The 25,928-nt window shown below is 40.6% G+C and carries 20 protein-coding genes; 10 read left to right on the forward strand and 10 right to left on the reverse strand.

From position 1 onward, the window contains the following. The first annotated feature begins 8 nt into the window (after positions 1–8). Positions 9–2,039 (forward strand): transketolase C-terminal domain-containing protein, encoded by a 2,031-nt coding sequence (locus ACKWCF_RS02360; protein WP_409479092.1) that lies wholly within the window; start codon positions 9–11, stop codon positions 2,037–2,039. Between the two features lie 37 nt (positions 2,040–2,076). Here ACKWCF_RS02360 and ACKWCF_RS02365 read toward each other — a convergent pair whose 3' ends face one another. After that, positions 2,077–2,439 (reverse strand): hypothetical protein, encoded by a 363-nt coding sequence (locus ACKWCF_RS02365; RefSeq protein WP_409479093.1) that lies wholly within the window; start codon positions 2,437–2,439, stop codon positions 2,077–2,079. A gap of 145 nt (positions 2,440–2,584) precedes the next feature. Here ACKWCF_RS02365 and ACKWCF_RS02370 point away from each other — a divergent pair, with 145 nt between their 5' ends. Continuing rightward, entirely contained in the window at positions 2,585–3,946 is a 1,362-nt protein-coding gene (locus ACKWCF_RS02370) for an OmpA family protein (protein ID WP_409479094.1), read from the forward strand. 3 nt (positions 3,947–3,949) lie between these two features. On the opposite strand, the gene ACKWCF_RS02375 is transcribed toward ACKWCF_RS02370, so the two are convergent. Then, positions 3,950–5,221, reverse strand: a complete 1,272-nt coding sequence (locus ACKWCF_RS02375; protein WP_409479095.1) for a CCA tRNA nucleotidyltransferase — start codon at positions 5,219–5,221, stop codon at positions 3,950–3,952. A 59-nt stretch (positions 5,222–5,280) separates the two neighbouring features. On the opposite strand from ACKWCF_RS02375, the gene ACKWCF_RS02380 reads away from it, so the two are divergent. From ACKWCF_RS02380 to ACKWCF_RS02395, 4 genes are read left to right on the forward strand one after another with little or no spacing between them, the layout of a single operon-like run. Further along, the gene (locus ACKWCF_RS02380; protein ID WP_409479096.1) at positions 5,281–6,102 is read left to right on the forward strand and encodes an alpha/beta fold hydrolase; all 822 of its coding nucleotides are present in this window, start codon (positions 5,281–5,283) and stop codon (positions 6,100–6,102) included. 57 nt (positions 6,103–6,159) lie between these two features. Beyond that, entirely contained in the window at positions 6,160–7,761 is a 1,602-nt protein-coding gene (locus ACKWCF_RS02385; protein WP_409479097.1) for a DEAD/DEAH box helicase, read from the forward strand. A gap of 22 nt (positions 7,762–7,783) precedes the next feature. Next, entirely contained in the window at positions 7,784–9,145 is a 1,362-nt protein-coding gene (locus ACKWCF_RS02390; RefSeq protein ID WP_409479098.1) for a hypothetical protein, read from the forward strand. Continuing rightward, positions 9,127–9,573 carry a hypothetical protein gene (locus tag ACKWCF_RS02395; protein ID WP_409479099.1) on the forward strand — a complete coding sequence of 149 codons (447 nt, stop codon included), beginning with the start codon at positions 9,127–9,129 and terminating at the stop codon, positions 9,571–9,573. Before ACKWCF_RS02390 ends, ACKWCF_RS02395 begins: the two co-directional genes overlap by 19 nt. A gap of 97 nt (positions 9,574–9,670) precedes the next feature. Here ACKWCF_RS02395 and ACKWCF_RS02400 read toward each other — a convergent pair whose 3' ends face one another. From ACKWCF_RS02400 to ACKWCF_RS02420, 5 genes are all read right to left on the reverse strand, one after another. After that, complete coding sequence (locus ACKWCF_RS02400; protein WP_409479100.1) at positions 9,671–11,716, reverse strand: hypothetical protein; 2,046 nt, start codon at positions 11,714–11,716, stop codon at positions 9,671–9,673. Between the two features lie 142 nt (positions 11,717–11,858). After that, positions 11,859–13,517 (reverse strand): amidohydrolase family protein, encoded by a 1,659-nt coding sequence (locus ACKWCF_RS02405; RefSeq protein ID WP_409479101.1) that lies wholly within the window; start codon positions 13,515–13,517, stop codon positions 11,859–11,861. A 234-nt stretch (positions 13,518–13,751) separates the two neighbouring features. Continuing rightward, positions 13,752–14,990: a D-alanyl-D-alanine carboxypeptidase gene (locus ACKWCF_RS02410; protein ID WP_409479102.1), complete on the reverse strand. Its 1,239-nt coding sequence runs from the start codon at positions 14,988–14,990 to the stop codon at positions 13,752–13,754. A 148-nt stretch (positions 14,991–15,138) separates the two neighbouring features. Then, on the reverse strand, positions 15,139–15,702 hold the full coding sequence (locus ACKWCF_RS02415; protein WP_409479103.1) for a hypothetical protein: 564 nt from the start codon (positions 15,700–15,702) through the stop codon (positions 15,139–15,141). Between the two features lie 9 nt (positions 15,703–15,711). After that, positions 15,712–16,716 (reverse strand): A/G-specific adenine glycosylase, encoded by a 1,005-nt coding sequence (locus ACKWCF_RS02420; protein WP_409479104.1) that lies wholly within the window; start codon positions 16,714–16,716, stop codon positions 15,712–15,714. Between the two features lie 26 nt (positions 16,717–16,742). Here ACKWCF_RS02420 and speB point away from each other — a divergent pair, with 26 nt between their 5' ends. Next, positions 16,743–17,747: an agmatinase gene (gene speB / locus ACKWCF_RS02425; RefSeq protein ID WP_409479105.1), complete on the forward strand. Its 1,005-nt coding sequence runs from the start codon at positions 16,743–16,745 to the stop codon at positions 17,745–17,747. After that, complete coding sequence (gene msrA / locus ACKWCF_RS02430) at positions 17,747–18,235, forward strand: peptide-methionine (S)-S-oxide reductase MsrA (RefSeq protein ID WP_409479106.1); 489 nt, start codon at positions 17,747–17,749, stop codon at positions 18,233–18,235. Before speB ends, msrA begins: the two co-directional genes overlap by 1 nt. A 227-nt stretch (positions 18,236–18,462) precedes the next feature. Here msrA and ACKWCF_RS02435 read toward each other — a convergent pair whose 3' ends face one another. Both ACKWCF_RS02435 and rnr read right to left on the reverse strand, forming a co-directional pair. After that, on the reverse strand, positions 18,463–20,103 hold the full coding sequence (locus ACKWCF_RS02435; protein ID WP_409479107.1) for an ABC1 kinase family protein: 1,641 nt from the start codon (positions 20,101–20,103) through the stop codon (positions 18,463–18,465). Next, positions 20,024–22,495: a ribonuclease R gene (gene rnr / locus ACKWCF_RS02440; protein ID WP_409479108.1), complete on the reverse strand. Its 2,472-nt coding sequence runs from the start codon at positions 22,493–22,495 to the stop codon at positions 20,024–20,026. Before rnr ends, ACKWCF_RS02435 begins: the two co-directional genes overlap by 80 nt. Positions 22,496–23,089: 594 nt before the next feature. Here rnr and ACKWCF_RS02445 point away from each other — a divergent pair. Then, on the forward strand, positions 23,090–24,211 hold the full coding sequence (locus ACKWCF_RS02445) for a hypothetical protein (protein ID WP_409479109.1): 1,122 nt from the start codon (positions 23,090–23,092) through the stop codon (positions 24,209–24,211). Between the two features lie 31 nt (positions 24,212–24,242). Further along, complete coding sequence (locus ACKWCF_RS02450; RefSeq protein WP_409479110.1) at positions 24,243–25,346, forward strand: hypothetical protein; 1,104 nt, start codon at positions 24,243–24,245, stop codon at positions 25,344–25,346. A gap of 229 nt (positions 25,347–25,575) precedes the next feature. On the opposite strand, the gene ACKWCF_RS02455 is transcribed toward ACKWCF_RS02450, so the two are convergent. Continuing rightward, positions 25,576–25,860, reverse strand: coding sequence for a hypothetical protein (locus ACKWCF_RS02455; protein ID WP_409479111.1), 285 nt, complete (start codon positions 25,858–25,860; stop codon positions 25,576–25,578). Positions 25,861–25,928: the final 68 nt, after the last annotated feature.

A 25,928-nucleotide genomic window follows, 5' to 3' on the forward strand; every position in this document is an offset into this window, starting at 1 on the left:
AAAGGTGTATGACACAAATTAAGCCTCTACAAGTCAAAACTCACTTAGCCAAACACTCAAAACAAAAACCGCAATTCTCTGTCGAAGCCAAACTAGCTGACGGAAAAACTGTAGCGTTAGCAGACCCTAAGGCGACACGTGCTTTAGTGGCGTTAATGGACATGAACGCTGTTCTAGGCGGAGCCGCTTCTCACTACGGCGGACCTGCTGCTTTAGCAGAGCTTTGGTCAGCGCTACATGGTTACGTGTTTGCTGAAGCTGAAAAGAATAATCGTGAATGGTTTGATTTGTTTCATGTGATCAACGATGCCGGCCACTGCGAAAACGGTTTGTACGCTTTAAAAGCGAATTACAAAATGGCGGGTCTTGATTTAAATTCATTAAAAAAATTTCGTTCGATTGAATCTAACTTAACTGGCCACGGCGAAGCGCACTTATTTCCTGAAGGCGTTTACATGTCGAATGGTCCATTAGGTTCAGCGTTTCCTCAATCGCAAGGTTTAGCTCTAGCTGAAAAATTAGCGGGCACAAACCGCACAACAATCTGTACGTTATCAGATGGTGCCGCGATGGAAGGCGAAGCAAAAGAAGCGATGGCAGCCGTTGCTGGTCTTGCAGCAAAAGGCAAAGCGGCTCCGTTTGTGTTAATCATCAGCGACAACAACACAAAATTATCTGGTCGTATTGATCAAGACGCGTTTTCAATGAATCCAACTTTTGCTTCACTTGAAACTTTAGGTTGGAAATTATTAAAACTTGAAAACGGAAATGATCTGCAAGCTTGTTTAACAAAAATCGAAGAAGCCGTTCACTTGGCTCAAAAAAATCCGAATCAACCAGTAGCGATCTGGGCCAAAACTGTTAAAGGGATTGGCACTAAGAAAACGGCTGAATCAGCCACAGGCGGTCACGGTTTTCCATGTAAATCTCCTTCAGAGCTTCCTGCGTTTGTTCAAGAAATTTATGCTGATAGCGCACAGCCTGAAATTTTCAACACTTGGATTAATGAATTAAACGAAATTGAAAAACAAATGAAGGCCAATGCTGTACCTGATACGGGTGAAAAAATCCAAAAAGGTATCGCTAAAGCCATGATCAATTGTTTTAAAAAAGGTTTACCGGTTATTTCTGTAACTTCAGATTTACCGGGTTCAACAGGTGTAGCCGATTTCAGAAAAGAATTTCCGTTAGCTTCAGTTGACGTTGGTGTTGCTGAAAGTAACATGGTTTCAACAGCGGCCGGCTTATCAAAACAAGGTTTCATTCCTGTTGTGGATACGTTTGCCCAGTTCGGGGTTACCAAAGGCGCTCTACCAATCACTATGGCGATGTTATCTGAAGCGCCATTAATCGGTGTGTTCTCACACACGGGCTTTCAAGATGCGGCCGACGGAGCTTCTCACCAAGCTTTAAGTTACATGTCGATGTTAGCTACGATTCCGGGTGTTGATTTATACAATTTATCAACAAGCGAAGAAGCAGATGCGATTATGACTGAAGTGATTGAGACATTTGCTAAAACTGTTGAAGCTGGCAAAACGCCGCACACAAGTATTTTCTTTTTAGGTCGTGAAAACTTTCCGAAAACTTACTCTACAGATGCAAATAAATTAACTTATAAAGCCGCTGAACCACAGGTTGTTCGTCAACACATGGTGGGCGCTAAAAATGTGATGGTTATCACATCTGGTTCTTTAGTCGGTGAAGCAATCAAGGCTTCTACTGAGCTAGAGAAAAAAGGCGTAGGTTCTATCGTTATTAACTTAAACTCTTTAAACCGTTTAAATGTTACAACGTTAAAACCGCTTCTTAAAAAATGCGAAGGTCGCATCGTGACTGTTGAAGATCACCAAGTGCTTTTAGGTCTTGGCTCTTTCGTAAGTCATCAGTTAGTGCAATCAGGTGAATTCATCACGATGAAATCATTAGGTGTGCACGGCGAATTCGGACAGTCAGCGTACAACGCGATTGATCTCTACCGCAAACACGGTATGGACTCAGCGGCGATCGCAAAAGCAGCGACTGAATTATTGGGTTAGGAATTCAGAACACATCAGGTTATTGTGGCAGGAAGCCTTAGGTATTACCTAGGTGTTCGTGCATTCTTTCATGCAGCTCAGTTGGATTTTCTTCTAAGAAAAACACAGAGCGATCCATATCGGTACAAGCCGAAAGGTGTTCGTTGTGTGTACGAATATCGATGATCAGATCGTCATGTAAAGTGCATACACTGATATACGGAGATTTGAAGTTTCGTTTGAAATCTAAAAAGTCTTCGTATTTTTCAAAAGTCAGAGTGGCTTCAATACTGATAAGCCCCATTGAATCGATAGAGATTTTAGCAAAGAAATACTTATTCCAAAGCGCTTCGTTGGAATTATTATCCAGAAGTTGTTGTATAAACTCAAAAGCTTGAGGGGCTTTGAAAGTGAGATTCATACTGTTCTTATCGGCGGGCCTGACAAAAAGTCCATAGGCCTTTGGTCTAGGTCTTACAGATATTTGTCCGGGGCAAGTTGCCCTATTCGTTTATGGTGTAATCATTGCACAAAATAGCCTCGCAATAAAAATTGGAGGCTTTTTTATGACTAAAAAAATAACGTTAATCCTGGCGTTTCTTTTCTCTGTAGGTTGTGCTTCAGGTCTAAAACCTGTCGAGTTTGCAGCAGATACTGATCCTAATGCAGAAATCAGCAAACTTGAGCAAGATGTGCAAAGTGCTCGTTCGCAACAAACAGATATGGCATCGCCAAAATATTTTAGAATGGCCGATAAAAATTTAGCGGCAGCTAAAAAATCCCGTGAAAAAGGTGAATCACCAAAAGAAATTTTAAAAGAAGTTGGCCTTGGACGTGCCGCTTTAAATGAAGCCACACGTATTCAAGAAATCACACGCCAGCAATTTACTGATGTGACAATGGCACGTGACGCAGCGATTGCCGCCGGAGCCAGAGAATCGCATCCGCGTATGTTAAATAGCATCGATGGCGATTTCGAGGATGTGACTAAAGATTTTGAAAGCCAAGCTGTGCGCGGAAAAACTGCGGCCACATTTTCACAGCTGTCGCAAGATAAACGTGAATCTTTAAAGCGTGAATATTCTAAGTTAGAGTTTGAAGCTTTAAAAACTAAACACTTAGGCCGTGCAAAAGCTTTAATTGACAGTGCTGAAAAAAATAAAGCCAGCACGTACGCACCAAAAACTTTAAATGCAGCGAGAACAAAATACCGTGACGCAGAAATGGTGCTATCAAATAACCGCACCGATGAGTCAGCCATCAGAGCAGCTGTGACCGAAGCTGATCAAGAGGCGGAAAAACTTGTGCGCGTGACTCAAACCGCACGCACAGCGCGTGGTTTAAGTACAGAAGAAATTGCTTTAGATATTGAAAATAAAAAAGAGGCGATCTCTGAAGCTGAAATGACATCCGAAGAGCGTGCCCAGGCCATCGCCGAAAAAAATGAACAATTGGCCGGTGTAATGTCTGAGAATCAAGAATACCGTCGTCGTGTTGAATTTGATCAGGCTTTAGCGCAAGCGCAGAAGATGTTTAAACCTGAAGAAGCTGATGTTTACCGTCAGGGCGATAAAATTTTAATTCGTTTAAAATCAGCCAACTTCGTTTCAGGTCGCTCTGAAGTTGGACAAAACGCTTATCCGGTTTTAGGAAAAGTAAAAGAGCTAATTTCTGAAGTGGGCGCTGAAGATATCGTGGTCGAAGGCCATACAGATATTACCGGCTCAAAAGCAGCGAATATGAAGCTTTCAAAAGAGCGTGCCGATTCGGTCGCAGCGTATTTAAAAAATAATACAGATATTTCAGAAGAGCTGATTAAAACCGAAGGTTTTGGTTTTGATAAGCCGTTAGCGCCGAACAATACGAAAAAAGGTCGCGCGCAAAATCGTCGCGTCGATATTATCGTAACACCTTCAGTTGTTAGATAGATCTTAAGATTTTACAGTCGTCTCAGAACTTTGAGCTTCATCAGTTGAAGGTTCTGCAGACGGTTGTTCTTTTTGTGGTGGTTTAAAAAGTTGGTTTTCTTTTTCTTGCATCCAGAAAATAAAATCGTGCGCTGTTAATTCGCCAGACATTAATCCTAGTTTTAAAGCTAAATCAAAATGATGGTTTGCTAAAAGGGCGCGTTTACGGCGGTCACCTTTTTTTAAGTATTGATCATGACGAGTCAGCGCATGGATTAATTGCATTGATAGAACAATCGCAATTACTTCGGCTTTGAATACGCCTAATTCATCTTTGCAGAAGACTTGAAATCTGTTTTGTTCAGACACTTCATTGATATTAAAATTGTAACCGTGTTTTGCGATTAAAAACGCGTATAAAACTGCGCCAAATAATTCCACCGGATCTTGTGTGTTGATATCCACTAAATCAATACGGCGAAGTAGGCTTAAGAACTCTTCAACCTTATTCGAATCTGTGAATAACTCTTCAAAACCAGGAATAACGGCTTTGAACACACCAAGATCGTGCATTTCCCATAATGCCATTTCTGGATTATAAAGACGGAAAAATTTTAACCACTCTTCACGACGACGCGGAAGTACGGTTTTTTTTAGCTCTTCGATATTTTCTAAAATAGATTTGCGTAATTCAGTTTCAATTTGAAAACTTAATTTTTGCGATAAACGAATCGCGCGCAAAATGCGAATTGGATCTTCTTTAATGCGTACATGCGGATCACCGATTACACGTAACGTACAAGATTCGATATCCTGAAGACCACCGCAGTAATCGACTAACTCTTCAGATAACGGATCGTAGAATAAAGCATTCACCGTGAAATCACGGCGGAAAGAATCTTCTTTTAAGTTTCCGAAAAAATTATCAGCACTCATCGTTGGAGCCGCTGGTAATGCCGGGTCAGCTGATTCAGAAATATTTAATTCTTCTTGTGTAGCTTCGCGTCTATAAGTCGCCACTTCAAAAATTTTTTCGCCACGTTTAGCGTGCACTAATTTAAAACGGCGACCGATGATAAAGCAGTACGGAACTTTTTTCTTCACTTCGTTCGGAAGAGCGTTGGTGGCGATATCAAAATCTTTGGGTTTAAGACCAACAAGTAAGTCGCGAACGCCTCCGCCTACAAGGTAACCATCGTATTTGTTGTCTTTTAGTTTTTTGATAATGCCGATCGCATGCGGATCAATGTCCGCGTAGGCTTTTTTAAGAATGGCTTTAAATTTTTCGATCGACATAAACCAGATTTATTTTTTAATTGAGGAATGGCTCCACGTCGAGTAATTACTTGAGATGAATGAGCTTTTTATCGAACTTTCACTATTCAGTTTTGGGGACTAACACACAAGAACGCGTGGTTTTTATCCACGGTTTGATGGCCTTTGCAGCAAATTGGAGAAAGATCGCCAATCGTTTAGAAAACGATTTTCAGTGCTTGATTTATGACCAGCGCGGCCACGGGCGCTCATTCAAGCCTGATTCAGGTTATAGCCCTGAAATTTTCGCTGAAGATTTAAACAAAATCACTGATGAACTAGGTTGGGACAAATTTCACTTAGTGGGGCATTCGATGGGCGGGCGTAATGCCATGGCTTTTGCCCATATGTTCCCCCATAAGGTTAGAACTTTGACTATCGAAGATATGAGCCCTGATTCAGATCCCACAATGAAGGGCTATTATGAGAATATGTTAAATAATATTCCGACGCCTTTTGCGAACAAAGCTGCGGTGAAAGAATTTTTTGATAATGAATTTAAAAAATCATTTCATGCGAAAGAGCCTCCTGCGGTACTTTCGACGTTCTTACAAGCCAACCTTGAAGAAAAGGCGGATGGCTCTTACGATTGGCGTTTTTCTAAACAGGCTGTGATCGAAATTACTCACGAGGGCCATTTAAAAGACCGCTGGCTTGAAGTGAGCAGCTTTAAAATGCCTGTGCTTTTAATTCGTGGTGAAAAATCGCACATTCTTAAACAAGAAACTTACGAAAAAATGTTGGCGGTGAATCCCAATATAACGGGTGTAGAGTTTGCTGGTGCAGGGCACTGGGTGCACTACGAAAAATTTGAAGAATTTGTTCAAGCGTTTCGCCAGTTTATAGCGCAGAATCCAGTCTAACAACGCAGAACATTAAGCGTGACTTAAGCCCCCCTAAAGCCTTACAAAAAAGGCTAAATGAAATACCTAGATCTACACTTAGACAGCCGCCTGCAAACTAACATCTCAAATCTTGGATACATCGACGCGACTCCGATTCAAGAACAAGCTTTCTCGCCGATCGTAAATGGCAAAGATGTTGCGGGTCTTGCACAAACGGGAACTGGTAAAACAGCCGCGTTTTTAATTCCAATTATCGAACGTATTTTAAAAGCTGAAGCACATCCTGAACATGAACGTGCGTTTAAAGACTGGAAAGCTTTTAACCAAGTTCTGATCTTAGTTCCAACACGCGAATTAGCCGATCAAATTCACGAGAACATTTTAAAATTAACGGCAGGCACAGGTTTAAAATCAGCGACATTCTACGGTGGTACTGGTTACGACAAACAAAAAGAAGCTCTCGCTGGAAATTTACAGTTCATGGTTTCTACACCGGGCCGCTTAATTGATTTATACAAAGAACACCACGTTGATTTCAAAAAAGTAAAAGCGATTGTCTTTGATGAAGCTGATCGTATGTTCGACATGGGTTTTAAAGATGATATGAAATACATCTTAAGCCGCATTGAACGTAACCGTCAGTTCTTAGTGTTCTCGGCGACTTTAAATTTTGATGTTTTAAATACAGCTTATCAATTTGGTTCTGAGCCGATTGAAATTAATATTTCAAAAGACGTAGCTAAAGCTGATCACGTAAAAGATATGATCTATCACGTAGGTGATGGTGAAAAGCCGCAGTTCTTGTTATCGATTTTCAAAAAAGAAACTCCGAAGCAAACTATTATTTTTACAAATTTTAAAAACAACGTTGATCGCGTAGCGCACTTTCTAACTGACAATGGAATTCCAGCAATGGGTATTTCGAGTTTGATGTCACAAGCACAGCGCACGCAAGTCATCACCAAATTTAAAGAGACAAACAATCAAAACGTGTTAGTGGCAACAGATGTGGCGGCGCGCGGTTTAGATATTTCTGATGTGGATTTAGTTGTGAACTACGAACTTCCACAAGATTCAGAATCTTACGTTCACCGTATCGGTCGTACAGGCCGCGCCGGTAAAGAAGGTAAAGCGTTCTCGTTAGTTTCTGATAAAGACGTTGAATCTTTATCGCGCATTGAAGACTACACGAAAAAGAAAATTGAAGTGGGCTTTATGGAAGACACAGAGCTTGTTAAAGAATTTAAAGCTTTATCTGAGCGTGAACCTAAATTTAAAAAATCATTTGATCGTGGTGATCGTAAACCTCGTCGTGAAGGTGATAGACCTCAACGTGGTGATCGTAAGCCGGGTTACAACAAAGAGCATGATGGTAAACACACACATCACGCCCGTGCTGAAGGTGGACCTAAAAAGCCGCACCATCGCGAGAACCGCGACGATCGTCCTAAGCATGACAAAAAGCCGCATGCGAAACATGAGCAACATGCAAAACACGATACGCACGGTAAAAAGCAACACAGATCATCTGAGCACAAACAGGATCACCGTAAAACACACGGCGTGACTCCTGGTCACTTAGTTCACAAACACCGCACGGGTTCTCACAGAAAGCCTGCACCTCAGTCCGGTCTAGTTAACTCTGTAAAATCGTTTTTCAAGAAGTTATTTAGCTAAATAACAATTACACTATAGGTGTATGAAAATAAATATTCTGACCATTCTTGTAATGGCGGTTATACCGTCATTTGTGTTTGCTCAACAAAACGCTGAAATTGTTGTTACAGCTCCACGCCCAAATGATAAAGCTGTGATGATGAAACTCACTTCAAATTACATCGTCCGTAATTTAAACGGGGAACAAGTTTGTAATTTAGCTAAAGGCTCGATGGTGGCCGTAACAGCTGTGGCTCCTGATGCAGAACGTGTACAAATCATGGTACCAAACGGTCCTTGTGCGGGCATCACGAATGGTTTTGTCTATATCAACTATTTACGTCCGGTGACTCAATCGGTTGATAAGTTTACTGAAACAGCGCTTGTTGAGTTGAACGGTTTAAGTTTACGTAAAGAGCCAAGCGTTGAAGACGGAACTTTTTCTTGTAGTCTTCCGAAAAATGCAAAAGTAAACATTGTCAACGAAGTGCAAAAGCGTAACCGTTGGGTTGAAATTGAAATTGAAAATCCGCCAGCGGGTTGTCCAACGAAAGGTTGGGTTGTAGCGAGTTATCTAAAACCTGATTTGGATTTAAAAACTCTTCCGAAAGCTTCGGGTAAAGTATTAACTGAGGCGCGTACACCGGTTGATTGTACTGAATGTGCTCAAGGTGAAGCTTCGGGTGGCAAAGTTTCTGAAACTTCTAAGGCGGCAAAGAATGCTCAAGAGATTGAACGTTTTGTGAATGCGCCTCAAGGAGCTCAAATTCCGAGTCCATTTACAGCTTTTGCTAAAGAGTTACAGCGTTCAAGAAAGTGTCCTCCAGCAAAGCAATCAGAGTACAAATGTAACCGCGGCTTAATGCAAATGCCAACTGATGGAAATGCGGGTTTTTGCGGAACACATCACTATACGCCGGATCGCCCGCCAGGAGTTGATACATACGCTGCCCCTCACACAGCCTGTTCCTTAGCGGCTGTAGCCCAAGAGTGGAAAAAAACAGTTTGCCCGAATGACAATGCTGGCTGTCGTATTGCTTGGGGAGATATTTCACATTCGAATCGCCCGTTATTTAATGGTCACAAAGAACACACCAGCGGTGAGTGTATTGATATTCGTCCGTTTAACAAAGGCAGCTTCCGTGATGCTGGTCGCAAAGTGGGTTCAGGTGATTACGACCGCGAAACAACTGTGGCTTTCTTAAAGCTGGCGAAAAAATTCGGCGGAGATATTCGTTACAGCGATCGTAAGATCAGTAATGAACATAAAGATTTAGGCATCGCTTGGGGCGGATCAGCGCATAATAATCATATGCACATCTGCTTTGAAGCTTCGAATTCAACAGTGAAAAATGCCTGCAACAATTTAAACGTGGACCCAGCTGTATGTTCAGAACTGCAATAATTTCTTTAAGTTTAGTTTTTCTAGCACAAGCAAGCGCGGCTGCGACTTCGTGTAACAGCTTTATTCAAGCTTTTAATGAGTACACGCAAAAAGTTGAAGGTAAGATTGTAAAAAAACATTCGATCTTTGAAATGACTGACTGGTCACGCAATAGCCGCTTTCAAGGCTTCGTGTTAACAGAGAAAGCTCCAGCTAATGCCGAAGTGGTCTTAGAATCAAAAACTGGCGGTAAAGCGAAAGCGATGAAAACTGTAGCTAAAAAAACGAAGCCTTTTGCGCAAGATAACAAATATCGTGTTGTTGAAATGGATTTAGAAAAGCAATTAGCTTCAGCCCCTAAAGGTTCTGGAAGTTTTATTGTGAGAGTTTTAGCTGATGGCAAAGAGCTTTGTGCCGAAAAAAGATTAATCTACGACGACGGCGATTAGTTTATTTCATTTATTTTTTAATAATTACAAATTTAAAGCATAAAAAAAGGAGCTTGGTTAAAGCTCCTTTTTTCTTTTTTCTATTGAGAAAGCACGTTTATTGTTTAACGTGCTTTTTCATTTTTGCAGCTAGATCTTCTTTTTCTTCTTTAGTTAAAGAAAGAGGGTATAAACGTGACACCCATTGTGGCGCGTACACGCGGTAGTAGTTACCTTGTGAGTAGTTTTCACCACGGTAACCACGGTCACCTGATGAGCCCATCCACCAACGAGAGTGATAAGGTAAGTCTTCACGAGGAATTGTCATTAATTCGCCGTTGTAAATACCAGCTTGAGTTCCTAACGCTTGTGAAATCATGCGAATCGCTTCGTTATCAGCTGTTAAAGAGTTTAAATCTTGGAGCTGAACGATTTGCACGCCAGATAATTGAAGACTATCAACGATGGCTTTTGCTACAGGGCCAACTGCCACAACAGCTTTGATGTCTGAATTACGAGCTACTATTTCATAGATGCGTTTGTAAACCGCTGTCATTTCAGGTTTTGTAGCGCCAGCTACTAAATCACCTGTATTCATACCTAAAGTATCAACGGGTAACGAACGTTGGATGAAGTAGTTTAAACCTACACCTGCTCTGTTTAGCATCGCTTGAAGTTTTTGACCTTCAGCACCTGTCACAGCGCGGGCAGAAAAGAAATCATCGTGTGAAGTTTGATCCATCACCACGTAAACTTGGGCCCCTTTGCCACGGCCACGGTAAGTACCGAAGTAACCGAAAGAATCATGGCTGATATAATTGATACCTAAGTTTTTCATATTCGGCCAAGAAACTAAAGCTTCTGATAAAGCACAAGCTCCTTGATCATAACGTAAATAACCGCAAGGACCGTAATCGAAATCAGGGCGATCTGCAGACCATTTACCAGCGTAGTAACGAGGAGATTCGTAAGGTAAATCACGAGGTCCCATGCCGATTAAAGCTGTTTTCTTCTCGTTCATTCCAGAATCTAAATCTTGTGGTTTGTAAGGGAATTGTGAGTTTTTATCGTTGTAAGCACCAGCATCCGAGTAAACTTGGATTGAGTTAGCACCCCAACGGTTAGAAGTTGTACCTTCAGAACCCATTCTCCAGTTTGTGTTAAACGCGAAATCACGAAATGGAATTGGAGCATAACCTTTATAAGTGTAACCCGCTTGTAAACGCGCGATTAATTCTTCAGGAGTTGCTTTTTCATCGATATCTTGTGGTAACCAATTTTTGTTGGCTACTTTGTAAGCGGCCACACGTTGAGCAGCACCAGAGAAACCAGCTTTGATGTTTTCCATCGCAGCATCGCCACCTAAGTTAGGGTTAGCGCCACCTGGATGTGGAACACCAATCGCTAAGATATCATTTTTGACTTCGATACCACGATTTTCTTTAAACCATTGTTTCATGCCGCGTGTGTCGCAGTTTTTTAATTCCCAAGCTGTAGAGCATTTACCGCCGCGGGCATTGATCCAAGTTGCTAAAGAAGCTTTACCGCCAGAACCTACACCCATGAATAACGCTACAGTGTTCGCGTTTGTAACCATCATGTTATCGAATAATTTGTGACGGTATTCTACGATTGGAGATTCTTCGCCTTGTTCGATCCATTTAAAGCGAGGGTCATCTTCAAGTTGTCCGTTAATTGTGTAAACGAAAGTATTTAAGAATAAATAGCTTCTGTGAATACCTAAGTGATTTAAGAATCTTTGAGTACGAGTTCCCGTTGATCCTGTGAAGGCACGGTTAGAAACGTTTTCATCTTGCGCACCTTCTTGACCAACAACGAAAACTTTTACGCTTTCAGGAGTAAGACGTCCGCGATACCACATTGGACCGAATTCCCAACGGAATTTTTCGTCAGTCTTTGCTGTACCACCTAAAGCTTCAACGCCAAGAGCGCGGTAGTTAGGTGTTGAACCAAAAAGTTCAATCCATTTTGAATCAGCAGGAGCCCCTGCATCGTATTCTGCTGGCGAACCACGACGAGCATCGTATGGTAATGCTACATTCACTGATTGCGGATCACGTTGTGAGGGTGAGAAAGGCGAATGCGTGCAAGACGACGCAGCCATAACACCAGCCAATAACAACGCTGTTGGTTTGAATTGCATAAAAGAGTCTCCTTAGTTGAAAATAGATCTGCCTGCGGCAGAATTAAAAGTACAACCCTTTTAGTTTATGGAATCTCACGTTTTTTTCATAGACCTGAAACATAAGGCTTAAAGACCTTAGTCCAGCGATTTGTTTTAAGATTTAGTTAGGAATAATTTGTTCTAATTGCTCAGCTAAGCGATCGTAATTTTTCGTATCTAGCTTTTCCTGAGGCATTGAAGCTTTCCATTCTTTCGAGAATAAATTCTTAATTACGGTTCTGTAGTTTTCGTCATTACAGCCTGTTAATGAATCGAGTTGCGGAAACACAGATTTCATATTTGCCACTAATTCAGATAACTTAAGTGGTGAATTCATTACTTGCTGTTCTGAAAGCTTCACGCAGCCTGGACTTTGGTCGATTTGCTCTTGTGTAACAAGTAAATCAGCGTTGTTTTGTTCTGCTGCGAGAGTTGTTTTGGCTACTTTTAATTCTCCACCTACCATCACGTATTGAATGTCAGATTGTTGGGCTGTCACGATTTGTGTGTACGGATTTGCTTTCGTTGATTTTAAACGAATCGCTACGATATCCGCTAAGTAACCAACTTCTAAGCGGCCTAGGCGATCACCTAAACGTAATGCTCTAGCTGGGTTGATCGTCATCATTTCGTAAAGCTTTTTATCAGAAACTAACTTCATACCTTTTGATTGGCTGTAGCGACGGGCGATTTTAACTTCGTCTAATAAGTTTTTTGTCCCTGACGGTGTCCAATCAGAACCTAAAGTGATATTCACATTGTGCTTAATCGCAAGATCGGCGTTTAAAGTATCACCGTATAAAATTAAATTTGAAAATGGTGACCAAACTAAAGAAATATCTTTTGCAGCAGCATCGGTTAAATCTTTTTCATCCATGCCCACGCCGTGAATAACAACTAAGCCTTTTTGTGCAAGACCTAGCTTGTTCGCGAATTTGTATTCAAGTTTATTGTATTGATCTGTTGAGCGACCTTCAGATAAGTGAACGATTAAACTTCTGATATCACCCGTAGTTACGATACGGGCTAAGTAAGAAACATATTTAGCAACACCTTCAACAAATTGTGTCTGACGTGAGTTGATAGTACCTGATAATGCAGCAGTCACTTCGGTTGAAGTTTTACCTTCAGCGATCATTGTTGGAAAAACTTTATCCTGAAATAAGCCAGCGCCATCTGGATTTACGATTTCCATGCTTGCGCGCGCGTCAGATTTAACGTCGTAGTCTGATTCGATTTCTACGTTGCGGGCTAAAATACCTTTTGTGCATGTGTCGTCTTGTCCGATACCTTGAACGCTTGTGACTCCGCCAGCTAGGGCTTTGATTTCAGCGTATTGGTAAGTTTGGCAGTAGAGTGAGTTTACATCACTGGCTTCGCCTAAAGCGGGGTTATTTAACGGGCCTGTTACGTTTTTCTTATAACCAGACATGCCACGCCATTGAAAACGATTACCAAACTGACCGTGAGCTTCTGACCAAAGAGGAATAACGTTGTATTTTAAGTGACCATGTAAATCGATAAAGCCTGAAGAAAGAATCACTTTGCCAATTTGTGATTCTAAGATTTTTTTAGTTTCACGAGACGTTTCAAATGGGACTAATGATTTTTTAGTGATTTTACCGTCTTCGATTAAAAGATAAATTTTACGGGCGCGCAGTTCTGACTTGGTTGGATCTGGTTCATAGCCTTCAATATAGGTGCTGGCAGCTACCGCAGAGCAAGTGATCGCTAACGTTGCGGTAAGCGCTGAAATGACTTTAAAAAACGGTGTTTTCATACTGTCAAACTTCTGGCCAGCGGCCATTAAATGGCTGCCAGGGCTTAGCCCAAAGCAACCACAATTGTTGTGTCCTACATTTCGTATCCTAGATAGAGTAAATGCAAGAATAGCGCTGATTTTTGTCAGGGAATTGTTAGTGCCGCGCCCTCAACGCGAGTCAGGCCCAGTAACGCAAAGTGGACCACAAACGTGATCCACTTTGAAGAAAAAGCTCTCTGTGATTTAAGTTAATTACTTAACTTCTTGAATAGAGTTTTCGTCAAACGGTACGAAAGCACGCGCCTTGTAGTTATCTAATGGATCTTTACCGCCATTTGTTTTGATGATGCTTGATAAGAAATTACGAATGCTTGTGTAGTCTTTAGTTGAGGACGTGGCGTGGAAGAAAACCACTCCGTCTTGAGTTAAAGCTGCACCAGCTAAGGAAACCGATTGAGAGATTGTTCCCGTTTTAGCAAGTAACGAGTCATCCGTGTTATTTGTTAAGTAGATATTTGTTACTGTCGAATTACCATCAGCGCTCGCATCAGAACCAGCGACTGGTAAGATGTAACGTAAACCTTTACCTTGATCTGTTGCAACTTTAGTTAAACGTTTAACAACTTCAACCACTGTACGGCAGCTTGCTGAGTTATAAACTTTACGACCGCTTACGAATTCGGGATAACCAGAACCGTTGTAGAAATCAAATTCTTTATCAGCAGCACCCACCATTTTAGTCATGTAAGAATCAAATTTTTCAGAACGTGCTAAACGCTCAAACACTTTATCAGCTGCAAAGTTATGAGAGTTACGGTTTAACTCTTTTAAAGTGCGGTGTAATTCAGAAGAACGTAAGATGAATGAAGAATCAGTTTTAGCCGCGTTAAATACTTTCATTGATTGAGCCGCGATATTTTTAACTGTTAAAGATACTGATTTTGGTAATTTAACTTCTGGTACAAGAGATTGAGTTCTAGATACGTACTGAGCGTAACGAGTTTTTAAGCCAGTTACATCAGCGCGTAACTCACGCATGATTTCAGTTTCAGATTGTTCGCCGCTTGAATGAACAAGGTCGCCCTTTGTTCTTACGATGGAAGCGTACTCGAAGTTTTCATCATAAGTTAATTCGTTGATGGCTTTAACACCACGTTTATTTAATTCGCCGATTAAGAAGTAAAACATTACGCGGTCAAAATAAGGAAACGCTGAACCACGTAAATGAACGTTGTGTGTACCATCACTTAATTTCGTTAAGTAAACTTGAGTTGGGAAACGGTAGCTTAAACCTAAACGTTCAGCAGCCCATAAAGACGTAAAAACTTTAGAAACTGAAGCGATCGGCATACTTGAGTGCATGTTGCTTGAACCTTTAAGGTCGCCATTAGTGCCTTCGCTAGAACAGCTAGTAATAAGACGGGCTTGCGCCGCAGTCGTAGCTAAGACAACAAGACCAGCAATCAATGTTTTTAAAACCGGAGCTCTCATAACTAACGTCCTTTCAACAAGAGGTTGGGTAGGACGAACAATAAATGAAAATTTATAAAAAAACGAGATGCAAAGTTTGTCACTAATTTCAGGCGAAATTTAGCTAGAAGTTCGACAGTCAAAAATTTTGACGAGGTGACGGAGATTGTTATTTATCGCTTGGGCGCCAATTATAATTGTTTAAAAGTTGGTTGCACATGCTCGACGTCATTGTGAAGTAGTCAGTCTTGTCAATACACGACGCTATGGTAATTTTATTGTCAGCTGATAAAAAGATCTGACGAGACTGAGTTAACTTGTTTTTTTGGATCAAATCAATGACGACAGCCGGGATATTGTTGATCTTCACCGACTTACTTGAAAGCACTTCAAAACCATATTGGTTGTAATCACGTAAGTATTTTTTTGCGTATGATTCTAAGTTAACTTTACCAAGGTAGTTTTCTGTTTTCAGACTTAAACGAGCCGACTCAGATAAAGTTTTAAAACCCATGTCGATTTGTTGATTCGCTGGTAAGCGTGTTTGTGAAGGGTTTTCTAAGTAAACCCATTCATCAGAAACTAACTTAAAAGAAAAACCCATTTGTGAAAAAGCGGTATTCCATTTGGGCGAGTTCACTGCCGACGAGCCTGTCGTTGGCAGTGGAGCAGCGAATGATAATAATGGTAACCCCATCACAAATAAGAAAAAGCGAGCGAACCCTTTTGTCATAGATCTATCTTACCTTGATTTTTCCTGATGACTTAAGATTTTTTTCATTAAGCTTGTAGGATTCACTTTAGAGATATCTGAGCGTTTGGCCCAAAGTCCAGGTGTTTTAGATTTCGGAGCCTTAGCCGACTTCAGGGTAACGAAGATTTCGTACTTTGTTACTCCGTGCTTAAAGTGAAAGTCTTTCGGTTTCTTCGTTAAAAGCTTCGCTTCTGATTGCGGAAGCATTAACTTCTTTAAAAACGGCGTCTGCGCATTTTCTTCTAAATAGATCTGTTCACCTTTTTCAGCAACAAAGAAAGTCCATTCCCAGATTTGAAATTTTTCTTTTTCTTTCTTGCGTGGAATTTGTTCGATTAAATCCTTTTTGAAAGAGACACAGTCTTTTTTCCAAGGGCACATAAGGCACATGACTTTTTTAGGTGAGCAAACAGTCGCTCCTAATTCCATTAACCCTTGGTTTAATTCAGAATTAAATTCAGTTTGCGCCATGATGTCGGCGATATCTTGTAGCTTCTGGCGCTCTTTAGTTTCCCACCAGTTCGATTGGATACCGTATTTGCGCGAAAGCACACGAATCACGTTACCATCTAACACACCGACTTTTTCACCGAAGGCCAAGCTTGCGATAGCACGCGATGTATAAGGGCCTAAACCTGGATATTCGATAAGTTCTGCGGCGGTTTTTGGAAAACCATTTTCAGAAAACATAATCGCGGCTTTATGTAGATTGCGGGCACGAGAATAATAACCTAATCCCGCCCAGTATTCGTAAACGTCTTCGATTTTGGCTTTCGCTAAATCTTGAACCTTTGGAAAACGGTCCATAAATCTTTCATAGAAAGGAATAACGGCTGTTACAGTTGTTTGTTGCAGCATGACTTCAGAAATCCAAATGCGGTAGGGGTCTTTTGACCCGCGCGAACCTGTTGGATTGCGCCATGGTAGATCGCGTTTATTTTCTTTATACCAATCAATCAAGAGGTCGCGGTCTTTTTCAAATTGCTTTGTCATGAGGTTGTTATATACGATATTTCTCTATGGCAAAAGCACAAAAACCAGCTAAAAAATCTACCGCAAAACTTAAGTCAAAAACTTCAGCAACTGCTTCACAAAGTCGTTATAAACCACTGAGTGGTCGCGAGTTTCCACGTTTTTCGGCGATTAAAACTTTCTTTCGCTTACCTGTGGCAGATCTTAACGAAGATTTCGATGTGGCTTTGTTTGGTACTCCGTATGACGGCGGCGTAAGTTACCGTCCAGGAGCGCGTTTTGCGCCAACGTTAGTTCGCGAATGTTCAAGCTTAGGCCGTGGTTTTCACATGACACGCGCGATGAGTTTATTTGAAAAATTAACGTTCGCTGATATCGGCGATTGTCCGATTGTACCGATTGATCAAAAACAAACGTACGCCAATATCGAAAAATTTTCTTCAAGCGTTTTAAACGCGGATAAAAAATTTATTTCTATCGGTGGAGACCACTCAACGACTTTACCGTTGTTACGCTCGATCGCCAAAAAACATGGCCCGGTGAATTTCATCCATTTTGATGCGCACTTAGATACTTATCCTGCAGCTTGGGGGCAAGAGTATCATCACGGGGCTTTTGCTCGTCATGCGGTTGAAGAGGGGTTAGTAAATACCAAAGGCATGTTACAAATCGGTATTCGTGGTCCGTTAGCCGCAGTTGATGATTTAGATTTTATTAAAAAACACAAAATTAAAGTTTTAACAGTCGACGATATTAAACAACGCCCTTTAGCCGAAGTTTTAAAATCACTTCCAAAATTTAAAGGTCCTACGTACATCAGTTTTGATATTGATTGTTTAGATCCGGCTTACGCACCAGGAACGGGAACGCCAGTGCCAGGTGGTCTTGCAACTTATGAAACTCAACAGATCTTACGCTCACTTCAGATTGATAACTTAGTCGGTGCTGATATCGTTGAAGTGTCGCCTCCCTTTGATAGTTCGCAAATCACAGGTTTAGCTGCTGTAGATACAATGTTTGAATTGATGTGCTTGATGGCGGGAGGTCGCTAATGGCTAACAAAGAGATTGCCGTGATTGCCGCTGGTTGTTTCTGGGGTGTTGAAGAATTGCTTCGTAAAATGGATGGCGTGCTTGAAACTGAAGTGGGCTATTGCAATGGCAATGGCGAAAATCCTGTGTACACATTAGTTAAAACCGGAACAACAGGCCACGCTGAAGCGGTGAAGGTGACTTTTGATCCAAGTAAACTTTCTTACGCTGATTTAATTCGTGCGTTTTATAAATTACATGATCCAACAACCTTAAACCGCCAAGAAAATGATATCGGTACGCAATACCGCTCAGCGATTTTCTATGTTTCTGACGAACAAAAGAAAACTGCTGAAGAAATCACAAAAGAAGTTGAAGCTTCTGGTTTTTGGAAAAAGCCTATCGTGACTGAAATCACGTTGCTTAAAAAATTCTGGAGTGCGGAAGAATACCATCAGGATTATTTGCAAAAAAATCCTAACGGCTATATGTGCCACTACTGGCGCTAAATAGGTGAACAAACCTAACGGCTTTATCCTTGTGAGCTTTTAATCATTACGATCACCACAAGGATCATCATAATTAATCTGATAATTTCTTTAGTTAGAGTGATAAGGCGCCGATAACGTAAATAAGTTGGTTTACGCATGTCGGACCTCCTTTCCGAAAGTTCGGAAGTTTGGCATCACTAAAAGCTGTTAGGCTGTTCGCTTAGCAGCTTTTGCATTTTTAGGACCTAATCTTTCATTATGTAATTATAAAAAGCGATTAATCCGGTAAATCCTGCGAGTACGTAGCCAATTAAACTAAATCCAGGAATGCCGTAGACGATCCAAAGATTCGGAATACTTCCAGATAAAGCGTAAATCAAAGAGCTGGCTAAGATCAGCGCGCCGATAATTAAACCTAAAAACAATAAATGAAATGAATTTGAAATGGTTTTTTGTAAGTTTGGTAAACCATCTATTTGAATCTTCGTGTGATAATCCGGAGAATTCATTCTTCTGAAAAGCAAATTTAACTGTCGAGGGAGTGCACTTAAGAAGTTTTTCGATTCTCTGAAGAGAAGACTTGCTTCATTCGCCATTTTTACCGGTTGGAAAAAGCTTTGCGCGACTTCGCCCACTTGCGAAAGTGTGAAGGCTAAGAAATCAAAATCTTTTGAAATTTTCGCGCCTAAGCCTTCAATTGAAATGATGGATTTGAAAAATAACATCATTTCAGTCGGTACGATTAACCCTTGAGAAGCAGCCACTCCCGCAGAGGCCATTAAAATTTTACCTGAGTTGACATTTTTAAGTGTTAAACCGTAATAGGGTGCAATTACCGCTTGAAGATCTTTTGCGAATAAATCAACATTTACGCTTTCTGAAAACGGAGCTAGATCAACGTATTCATAAGCTAAACGCGTGTAATCTTCTTTTGATAAAGCTAATAACATATTCACGATCGCAGCTTGAGTCTTTGAATTTAAACGGCCGACAACACCAAAGTCGATCAAGCCAATTTTATGGTCAGGCATGATAAAGAAATTTCCGGCGTGAAGATCACCGTGAAAAAATCCGTCGACGAAAACCATTTTTAAATAAGCTTTTAAGCCTTTTTTAACGATATCGTCAGGATTGATTCCCATCGCTTGCAGGCTGTCAACTTTACTTAAAGGTTTACCTTTAAGTTCTTCCATCACAAGCACACGTTCTGTTGTTAGTTCGAAATAAACTTTTGGAATCACCATATTGGTATCATCTTTAAAGTTTTCTTTCATACGGCGGATATTGTTGCCTTCAACAACAAAGTTGGTTTCAAGCTCTAGAGTTCTAAAATATTCATCCACCATGCCTACCGGATTAAAGGCGCGCGTTTCTGGGATATATTTTTCTAGAAGTTCTGCGATAAAATAAAGAACATTTAAATCGTCATTAATTTTTTGAACAATACCAGGGCGTTGGATTTTTAAAACCACATGATCGCCATTGATCATCACAGCTTTGTGAACTTGGGCGATGCTGGCTGCGCCGATCGGTGATTCATCGAAAGATTGGAACTTGCTTCTCCAATGCGACCCAAATTCTTCAATAAGAACACTTTCAACGGTGGCAAAATCTAACTCTTGCACCTGATCGTGAAGTAAAGACATCTCTTGAATATATTCATCAGGCACTAAATCGGGACGAGTCGCTAAGAGCTGACCGAATTTAACAAACGTAGGCCCAAGCTCTTCGAAACTTAAACGTAATCGCTGAGGAATCGTTAATAACTCCTTTTCCTCAGTGGGTTTGCTGTTTGAAGTAAGAAAACTATCTAGATTTAGTCTTTCTACCAGATTTCGAAGGCCGTGCTTTGCGAACACCCCTAGAATCGTTCGAAGACGAGTCACGTTTTTTAGAGTCTTGCCTATTTGAAGAGAACTTATGGCCAGACTTCTCTTTGGACTGTCCGTCCTTCTTGTGTGATGAGTGGTTGTCATCTTTCTTACTTCCTTTTTTTGCCATTTGATCTAAATAGTCAGATAAAGACGCGTATTTTGGGCGAATTTCTTGCGGCCCTGAGCGTGGTTTCTCTTCACGATCAGGCGTTGGCACTTTAAAGCGCGCTTCGTGCTTTTGTACAGCCTGCATTTTTTTAGAGAATGCGGGTCTGTCTTCTTCTCTTGATCTTATTGAGCGTTCATCGCGATCACGAGATTTTTCTTTTTTAAAGCTTGGAAACTTTTTATCTGATTTACCAAAACGATCTTCTTTTTCAGATCTGCGGTCTTTTTTACCGCCTTTTTTAAAGTCGTCTTTACCACGGGCGTATTTTGAATTATTTTTCGTGCCCGTAGCTTTAGATTCAGTAGCGCCTTCTAATAAGAAATTAACTTGGCCACTTTCAATATCTGTTGAGCTGACTGTTACGCGAACACGATCACCTAAGTTGTAACTAGCGCCTGAACGTTTTGCGACTAAACGAAGATTTTCTTCGTCAAATTCCCATTTATCCTGTCCTAAATCATCTAAGCGAATTAAGCCGTCGATATTGTATTCACGTAATAAAACGAAAACGCCAAACTTCGTAACTGACGAAATCATTCCGTCGAAGTCTTGGCCTACTAAACGTTTCATAAAGCGGGCTTTTTTAATCGCTTGGATTTGGCGCTCGGCTTTGGCTGAACGCTGTTCGCAAGCTGATAACCACGTACCCGCGGTTGCGATATCATCTTCAGCCATTAAACGGTAACCTTGAACACCAATGATTTGTTTTAATAAACGGTGAACGATTAAATCCGGATAACGGCGAATCGGCGAAGTAAAGTGAGTGTAAAAATCAAAACCTAATCCGAAGTGGCCAATATTATCTAAAGTGTATTTAGCTTGGCTCATCGAGCGTAGGGTTAACATGTGAATCACTTGCGCCTGAACTTCATTGGTAAATTCATGAAGCGCTTTCGTTAATTTTTTCTGTAATCTTTCGCCACCTAAATGAACGTGCCCACCAAAGCTGCTCATGAATTTTTCAAGCATGGCAATTTTTAATGGATCGGGTGGTTCATGAGTTCTGTAAATCGCTGGAATTTCTTTTTTAGCAAATTCTTTCGCGACAGCCACGTTGGCCGCTAACATCATCTCTTCAATAAGACGGTGAGCAAATAAACGTTCTGATTTAATCACGTCAACCGGTTCGCCAGAACCATCGATAACTAATTCAGTTTCGGGAACTTCTAAATCTAAAGATCCTTCTTTGAAGCGTTTCGCCATCAACACTTTGGCTAAATCTGCACAACGCATGATATTTTCATGCACGTGAGCAAACTTTTTATGTGTTTCGCTATCGCCTTCAGGATTATCGATGATTTCTTGCGCTTGTCCGTAAGTGACGCGCGCTTTAGATTCAATCACGCCTTCGTAAAACGAAGATTCGGTCATCACGCCGGTAAAATCAAAGTGCATGTCAGCAACAAGAGCTAAACGGGGAACATGAGGATTTAAAGAACATAAACCGTTTGATAAAGCTTCAGGTAACATCGGAATTACGAAATTGGGAAAATAAACTGATGTTCCACGTTCGTAAGCGTCTTTATCCATTGAAGTGCCAGGTTTTACGTAATGGCTAACGTCAGCGATGGCCACGATTAAATGAAAACCACGATTTGTCATGTCAACATAAACCGCATCGTCGAAGTCTTTCGCAGTCGCGCCGTCGATGGTAATGATATTGATACTGCGAATATCTTTACGGCCTTTGAAATCTTCTTCGCCAGGATTAGCCGAATACTTTTTCGCTTCTTCTAAAGTTTCGGGCGCAAAGTCTTCAGGAATATTTTGCGCGACAACGACACGTTTAATGTCGTTAAGCGCATCTTCGATATCACCGATGATTTCAACAACTTCACCGGTAAATTCACCTTGATCAGGATATTCAGTGATTCGAGCGACAACTAATTCACCTTTTTTTGCTTTTAAAGACTTATCTAAAGGAATTTTTAAATCTTTTCCCCAACCTTTGCCTTCATCTTTGATGACTCCGTAGCGTTCATTCCAGATTGAAAAAGCACCGGCAATTTTTTTCTGAGAGCGATCAATAATGTTCATGATTTCACCGCGGAAGCGACCATCACGTTCTTTTTCTACAGTGATCGAGACTTTATCGTTGGTCATTGCGGTTTTCATCGCTTGTGCGGGAATAAAAACGTCAGGATGTTCTACGTCTTCAGGAATAAAAAAGCCAAAACCATCTGGATGTCGTTTGATTGTACCGTTTAGAAGACGGGGAACTGTTTTGTTTTTCATTATATTGTTAATACCTGCTTTCCGCTGAATAAAGTCTAGCCTCTATATATATGTAGCTCCAAACAAAATTCTGAAAGGAATCTGGGCAAAATCGCTGTTCAACTACATCTTGCTCTGTTTGTTTCTGACGTGAAGCGCATACGCGAGCACCGTGTAATTGATAAATTCAGAAAGAATTCCTAGACCATAGTCGCGGAAATAACACGCTGCAATCGTCGCAGCCCGTAAAATTGAAAACGAAACATAATCGTTGATTGCGACTTGAGCAAAAAACGTGGAAACACCGAGCATTTGCTCTACAACAAAAAATATTGAGAAAGTCGATTTTTCAGAGTGAAAAATTAAAAAATTTTGAAAAAAAATTGGCGTAAAAATTTCGGTTATTTTCTTAAAAAATAATTTTTGACCCGCGGATTACAATTGATGCAACAAAACCACAAAGGATTACAATTTAATCATCTTCAAAGGTTGTCGAAGCCGTTGAACATATTTTTCCCGTTGCGCCGGACTTATGACCTTAATACCATTGTCTTATAAAGTTTAAACCAAATTAACGTTTTGATAACGAAACGATTTAACGAAAGGGATACAACAATGAAACAACTATTAGTAATTGCAATTGCTTTAGCTTCGACTAACGCATTCGCATCTCGCGCGAGAGTAACTTCTTTAGGTAACTCAGCACACATCACAGACACTCAGTCTATCTTCTCTAACCCAGCGAAAATGTTCTTAATGGGCGATTTCGTTTCTTTAGAGTCTGGTAAAACAGCTACTAACGCTGGCGCTTCTTTAACTAACCCAAATGATAATGCTGAAGGTACTATCGTACGCACTATGGGCGATGCTAAATGGGCTTTAGCTTTAGGTCACAAATCTGAAAATGCTTCTGCTTTCGGTTTAAGAAGAATCATGGACTTAGTTCCAGCTACAAACGTAACTGAGCAACAAAATCCAGTTGAATTTTCTTACGGTATGAAATCTGGCGATATGACTTGGGGTGCTACACTAGTTTACTCTAACTACAACGATAAAGCTCAAGAAATCAAAGAAGATTCTGCAGGCGTTCGTTTCGGTTTATTAATGGGTGCTTGGGATATCGATGCAGGTGTAGGCTTATCTTCAAATGTTAAAGATAAAACTGCTGCCGGTGGACAAGGTGTAGATTTCAAAGGTACTGGTTCTTACTCAGTAGGTGCTGGTTACACTATGGAAAATCTATATGTTTATGGTAACGCTGCTATTGTAGGCGCGAAAATGGAAAACCAAACAACTGGTGCTGAATTAGCTAAAGTTGATGTTACTCGTATTAACTTAGGCGTTGTTTCTTCTCACAAAAAAGATGGCAACGAATTTTTCTACGGTGCTAAATTAGCTAGCTACAACCAAAAAGATAAAACATCTGATAACAAAGTAACTCAATTATCTTTACCAGTTATCGTTGGTTTAGAAGCTGAAGCTACTTCTTGGATGACTTTACGTGGTTCGTTAACTCAAACAGTAATCTTAGATAACGCTAAAGATGAAACTGCTGGTACAGTTAACTCTGAAGAAGCTCCAGGCACAAACAACACTACAGCAGCTATCGGTGCTGGTTTAAAATTCAACAAAATCACTGTTGATGGTTCTTTAGAAGGTTTAACTGGTGGTGCAGCTTCTCAAGATTTATCAGGCGACACTTTATTAACAACTGTTGGTTTAACTTACATGTTCTAATTGAACATGTAATTTGAAAGGAATTTCTAACATGAAATCATTATTAACATTAGCGATCGTATTAGCTTCAACTTCTGCTTTCGCAACACGCGCAAGAATTACAGCTCTAGGTAACGCAGCTCACTTAACTGATGCAGCTACTGTTTACAATAAACCTGCTGACATGTTCACAGTTTCTGATTCTTTAACAATCGAATCAGGTTTAACAGATGTGGCGTTAGTTACAGGCGCAACTGCTAACAATCCAGCAACTGGCGCTGAAGCATTATTAATCCGTTCACACGGCGATGCTAAATGGGCTTTATCTTTAGGTCACGATGACGTGAGATCATTCTCTCAACGTTCAACTTCAGCGGTTTCTGCTGCAGCTAGAGCTCAGCAAAATCCAATCGAAGTTTCTTACGGTATGAAATCTGGCGATATGGCTTGGGCTGGTACATTAGTTTACTCTAACTACAACGACAAAGCTGCAGACGAGAAAGAAAGCACAATGGGTTTAAAATTCGGTGCTGCTACTTCTACTTGGGATGCTACAGTTGATTTAGGTTTAACTGACAAATGGGAAGACGCTGCTAACAACGAATTCAAAGGTAAATCAAACGTAGCAGTACGTGGTGGTTTCTGGGTTGCTTCTGACATGTACGCATACGCTGATGTAGCTATGGGTGGTCATGAAGATACAGTTGCTGGTACAGTTGCTTCTGAAATCAAAACAACTGATATCACAGTTGGTGCTATCAACACTGTTAAATCTGAAGGCAATGAATTTTTCTGGGGTGCTGCTTTAGCATCTGCTCAATCTAAAGATTCAAAAGGTGCTGAAGTTAAAGAAACTTCTTTAATGTTACCTTTAATCATTGGTGTTGAAGCTAACGCTGCTTCTTGGTTAACTCTACGTGGATCTGTTACTCAAAACGTACTTATCCAAAACGAAAAAACTGAGACTGCTACAGCTACTGTTTCAGAAGAAGCTCCGGGTACAAACAGCACAACTTTCGCAGCTGGCGCTGGTTTAAAACTTGGCAAACTTGCTTTAGATGGTTCATTACTAGCAGTAACTGGTTCGAACCCATCTGGACAAGAAGTTAACGCTGACGACCTATTAGGTACTGTTGGTTTAACATACGCTTTCTAATTTTAACTTAGAAAATGTAAAGCTAAAAAGGCTCGGTTTATACCGGGCCTTTTTTATTTGTACGAAACATTCTTAAATAACGCTTTCATCGCTTCACCAGCGATTTTTTTATTTCACCCATCTCAATTGCTCTCTGAGTTTCATTTGCCGAATGGCGGTCGAATTAGGGCCAAAAAAAGTCCCTGATAGGGATTCCTACCAGAGATTTAAATTTTAATTCATACAGTTACTAACGTTTTCTTTCTCTATGTTTTAAATATTCCTCTAAAGCTTTGCGACTGGATAACCAGTTGCGATTTTCTTTATGGGTGTCAAGCTTGCCTGATCTTGCGAGCAAGTTTAAATATTTTTCTGAAAAGTTACTGTGTTTAGATAGTTCAGATAATGTGATCAGAGATTCTTTAGAGTCATTAGTAGATTGAATAGCTTGAATATAAATATTGGGTGAGCGCTCGACAGCTTGTGCGATTAATTTCTCAATATCATCAGTCTGTCCTTTGTCGGCTTTCTCCAAAGCGCGATAGTATTTTTTTCTTTCGTTTCTAAAAGTCTTAATATGGTATAGCTAAAATAAAGATCTAT

Source organism: Pseudobdellovibrio sp. HCB154, assembly GCF_046267985.1.
In the GTDB taxonomy this organism is placed as follows: Bacteria; Bdellovibrionota; Bdellovibrionia; order Bdellovibrionales; family Bdellovibrionaceae; genus Pseudobdellovibrio.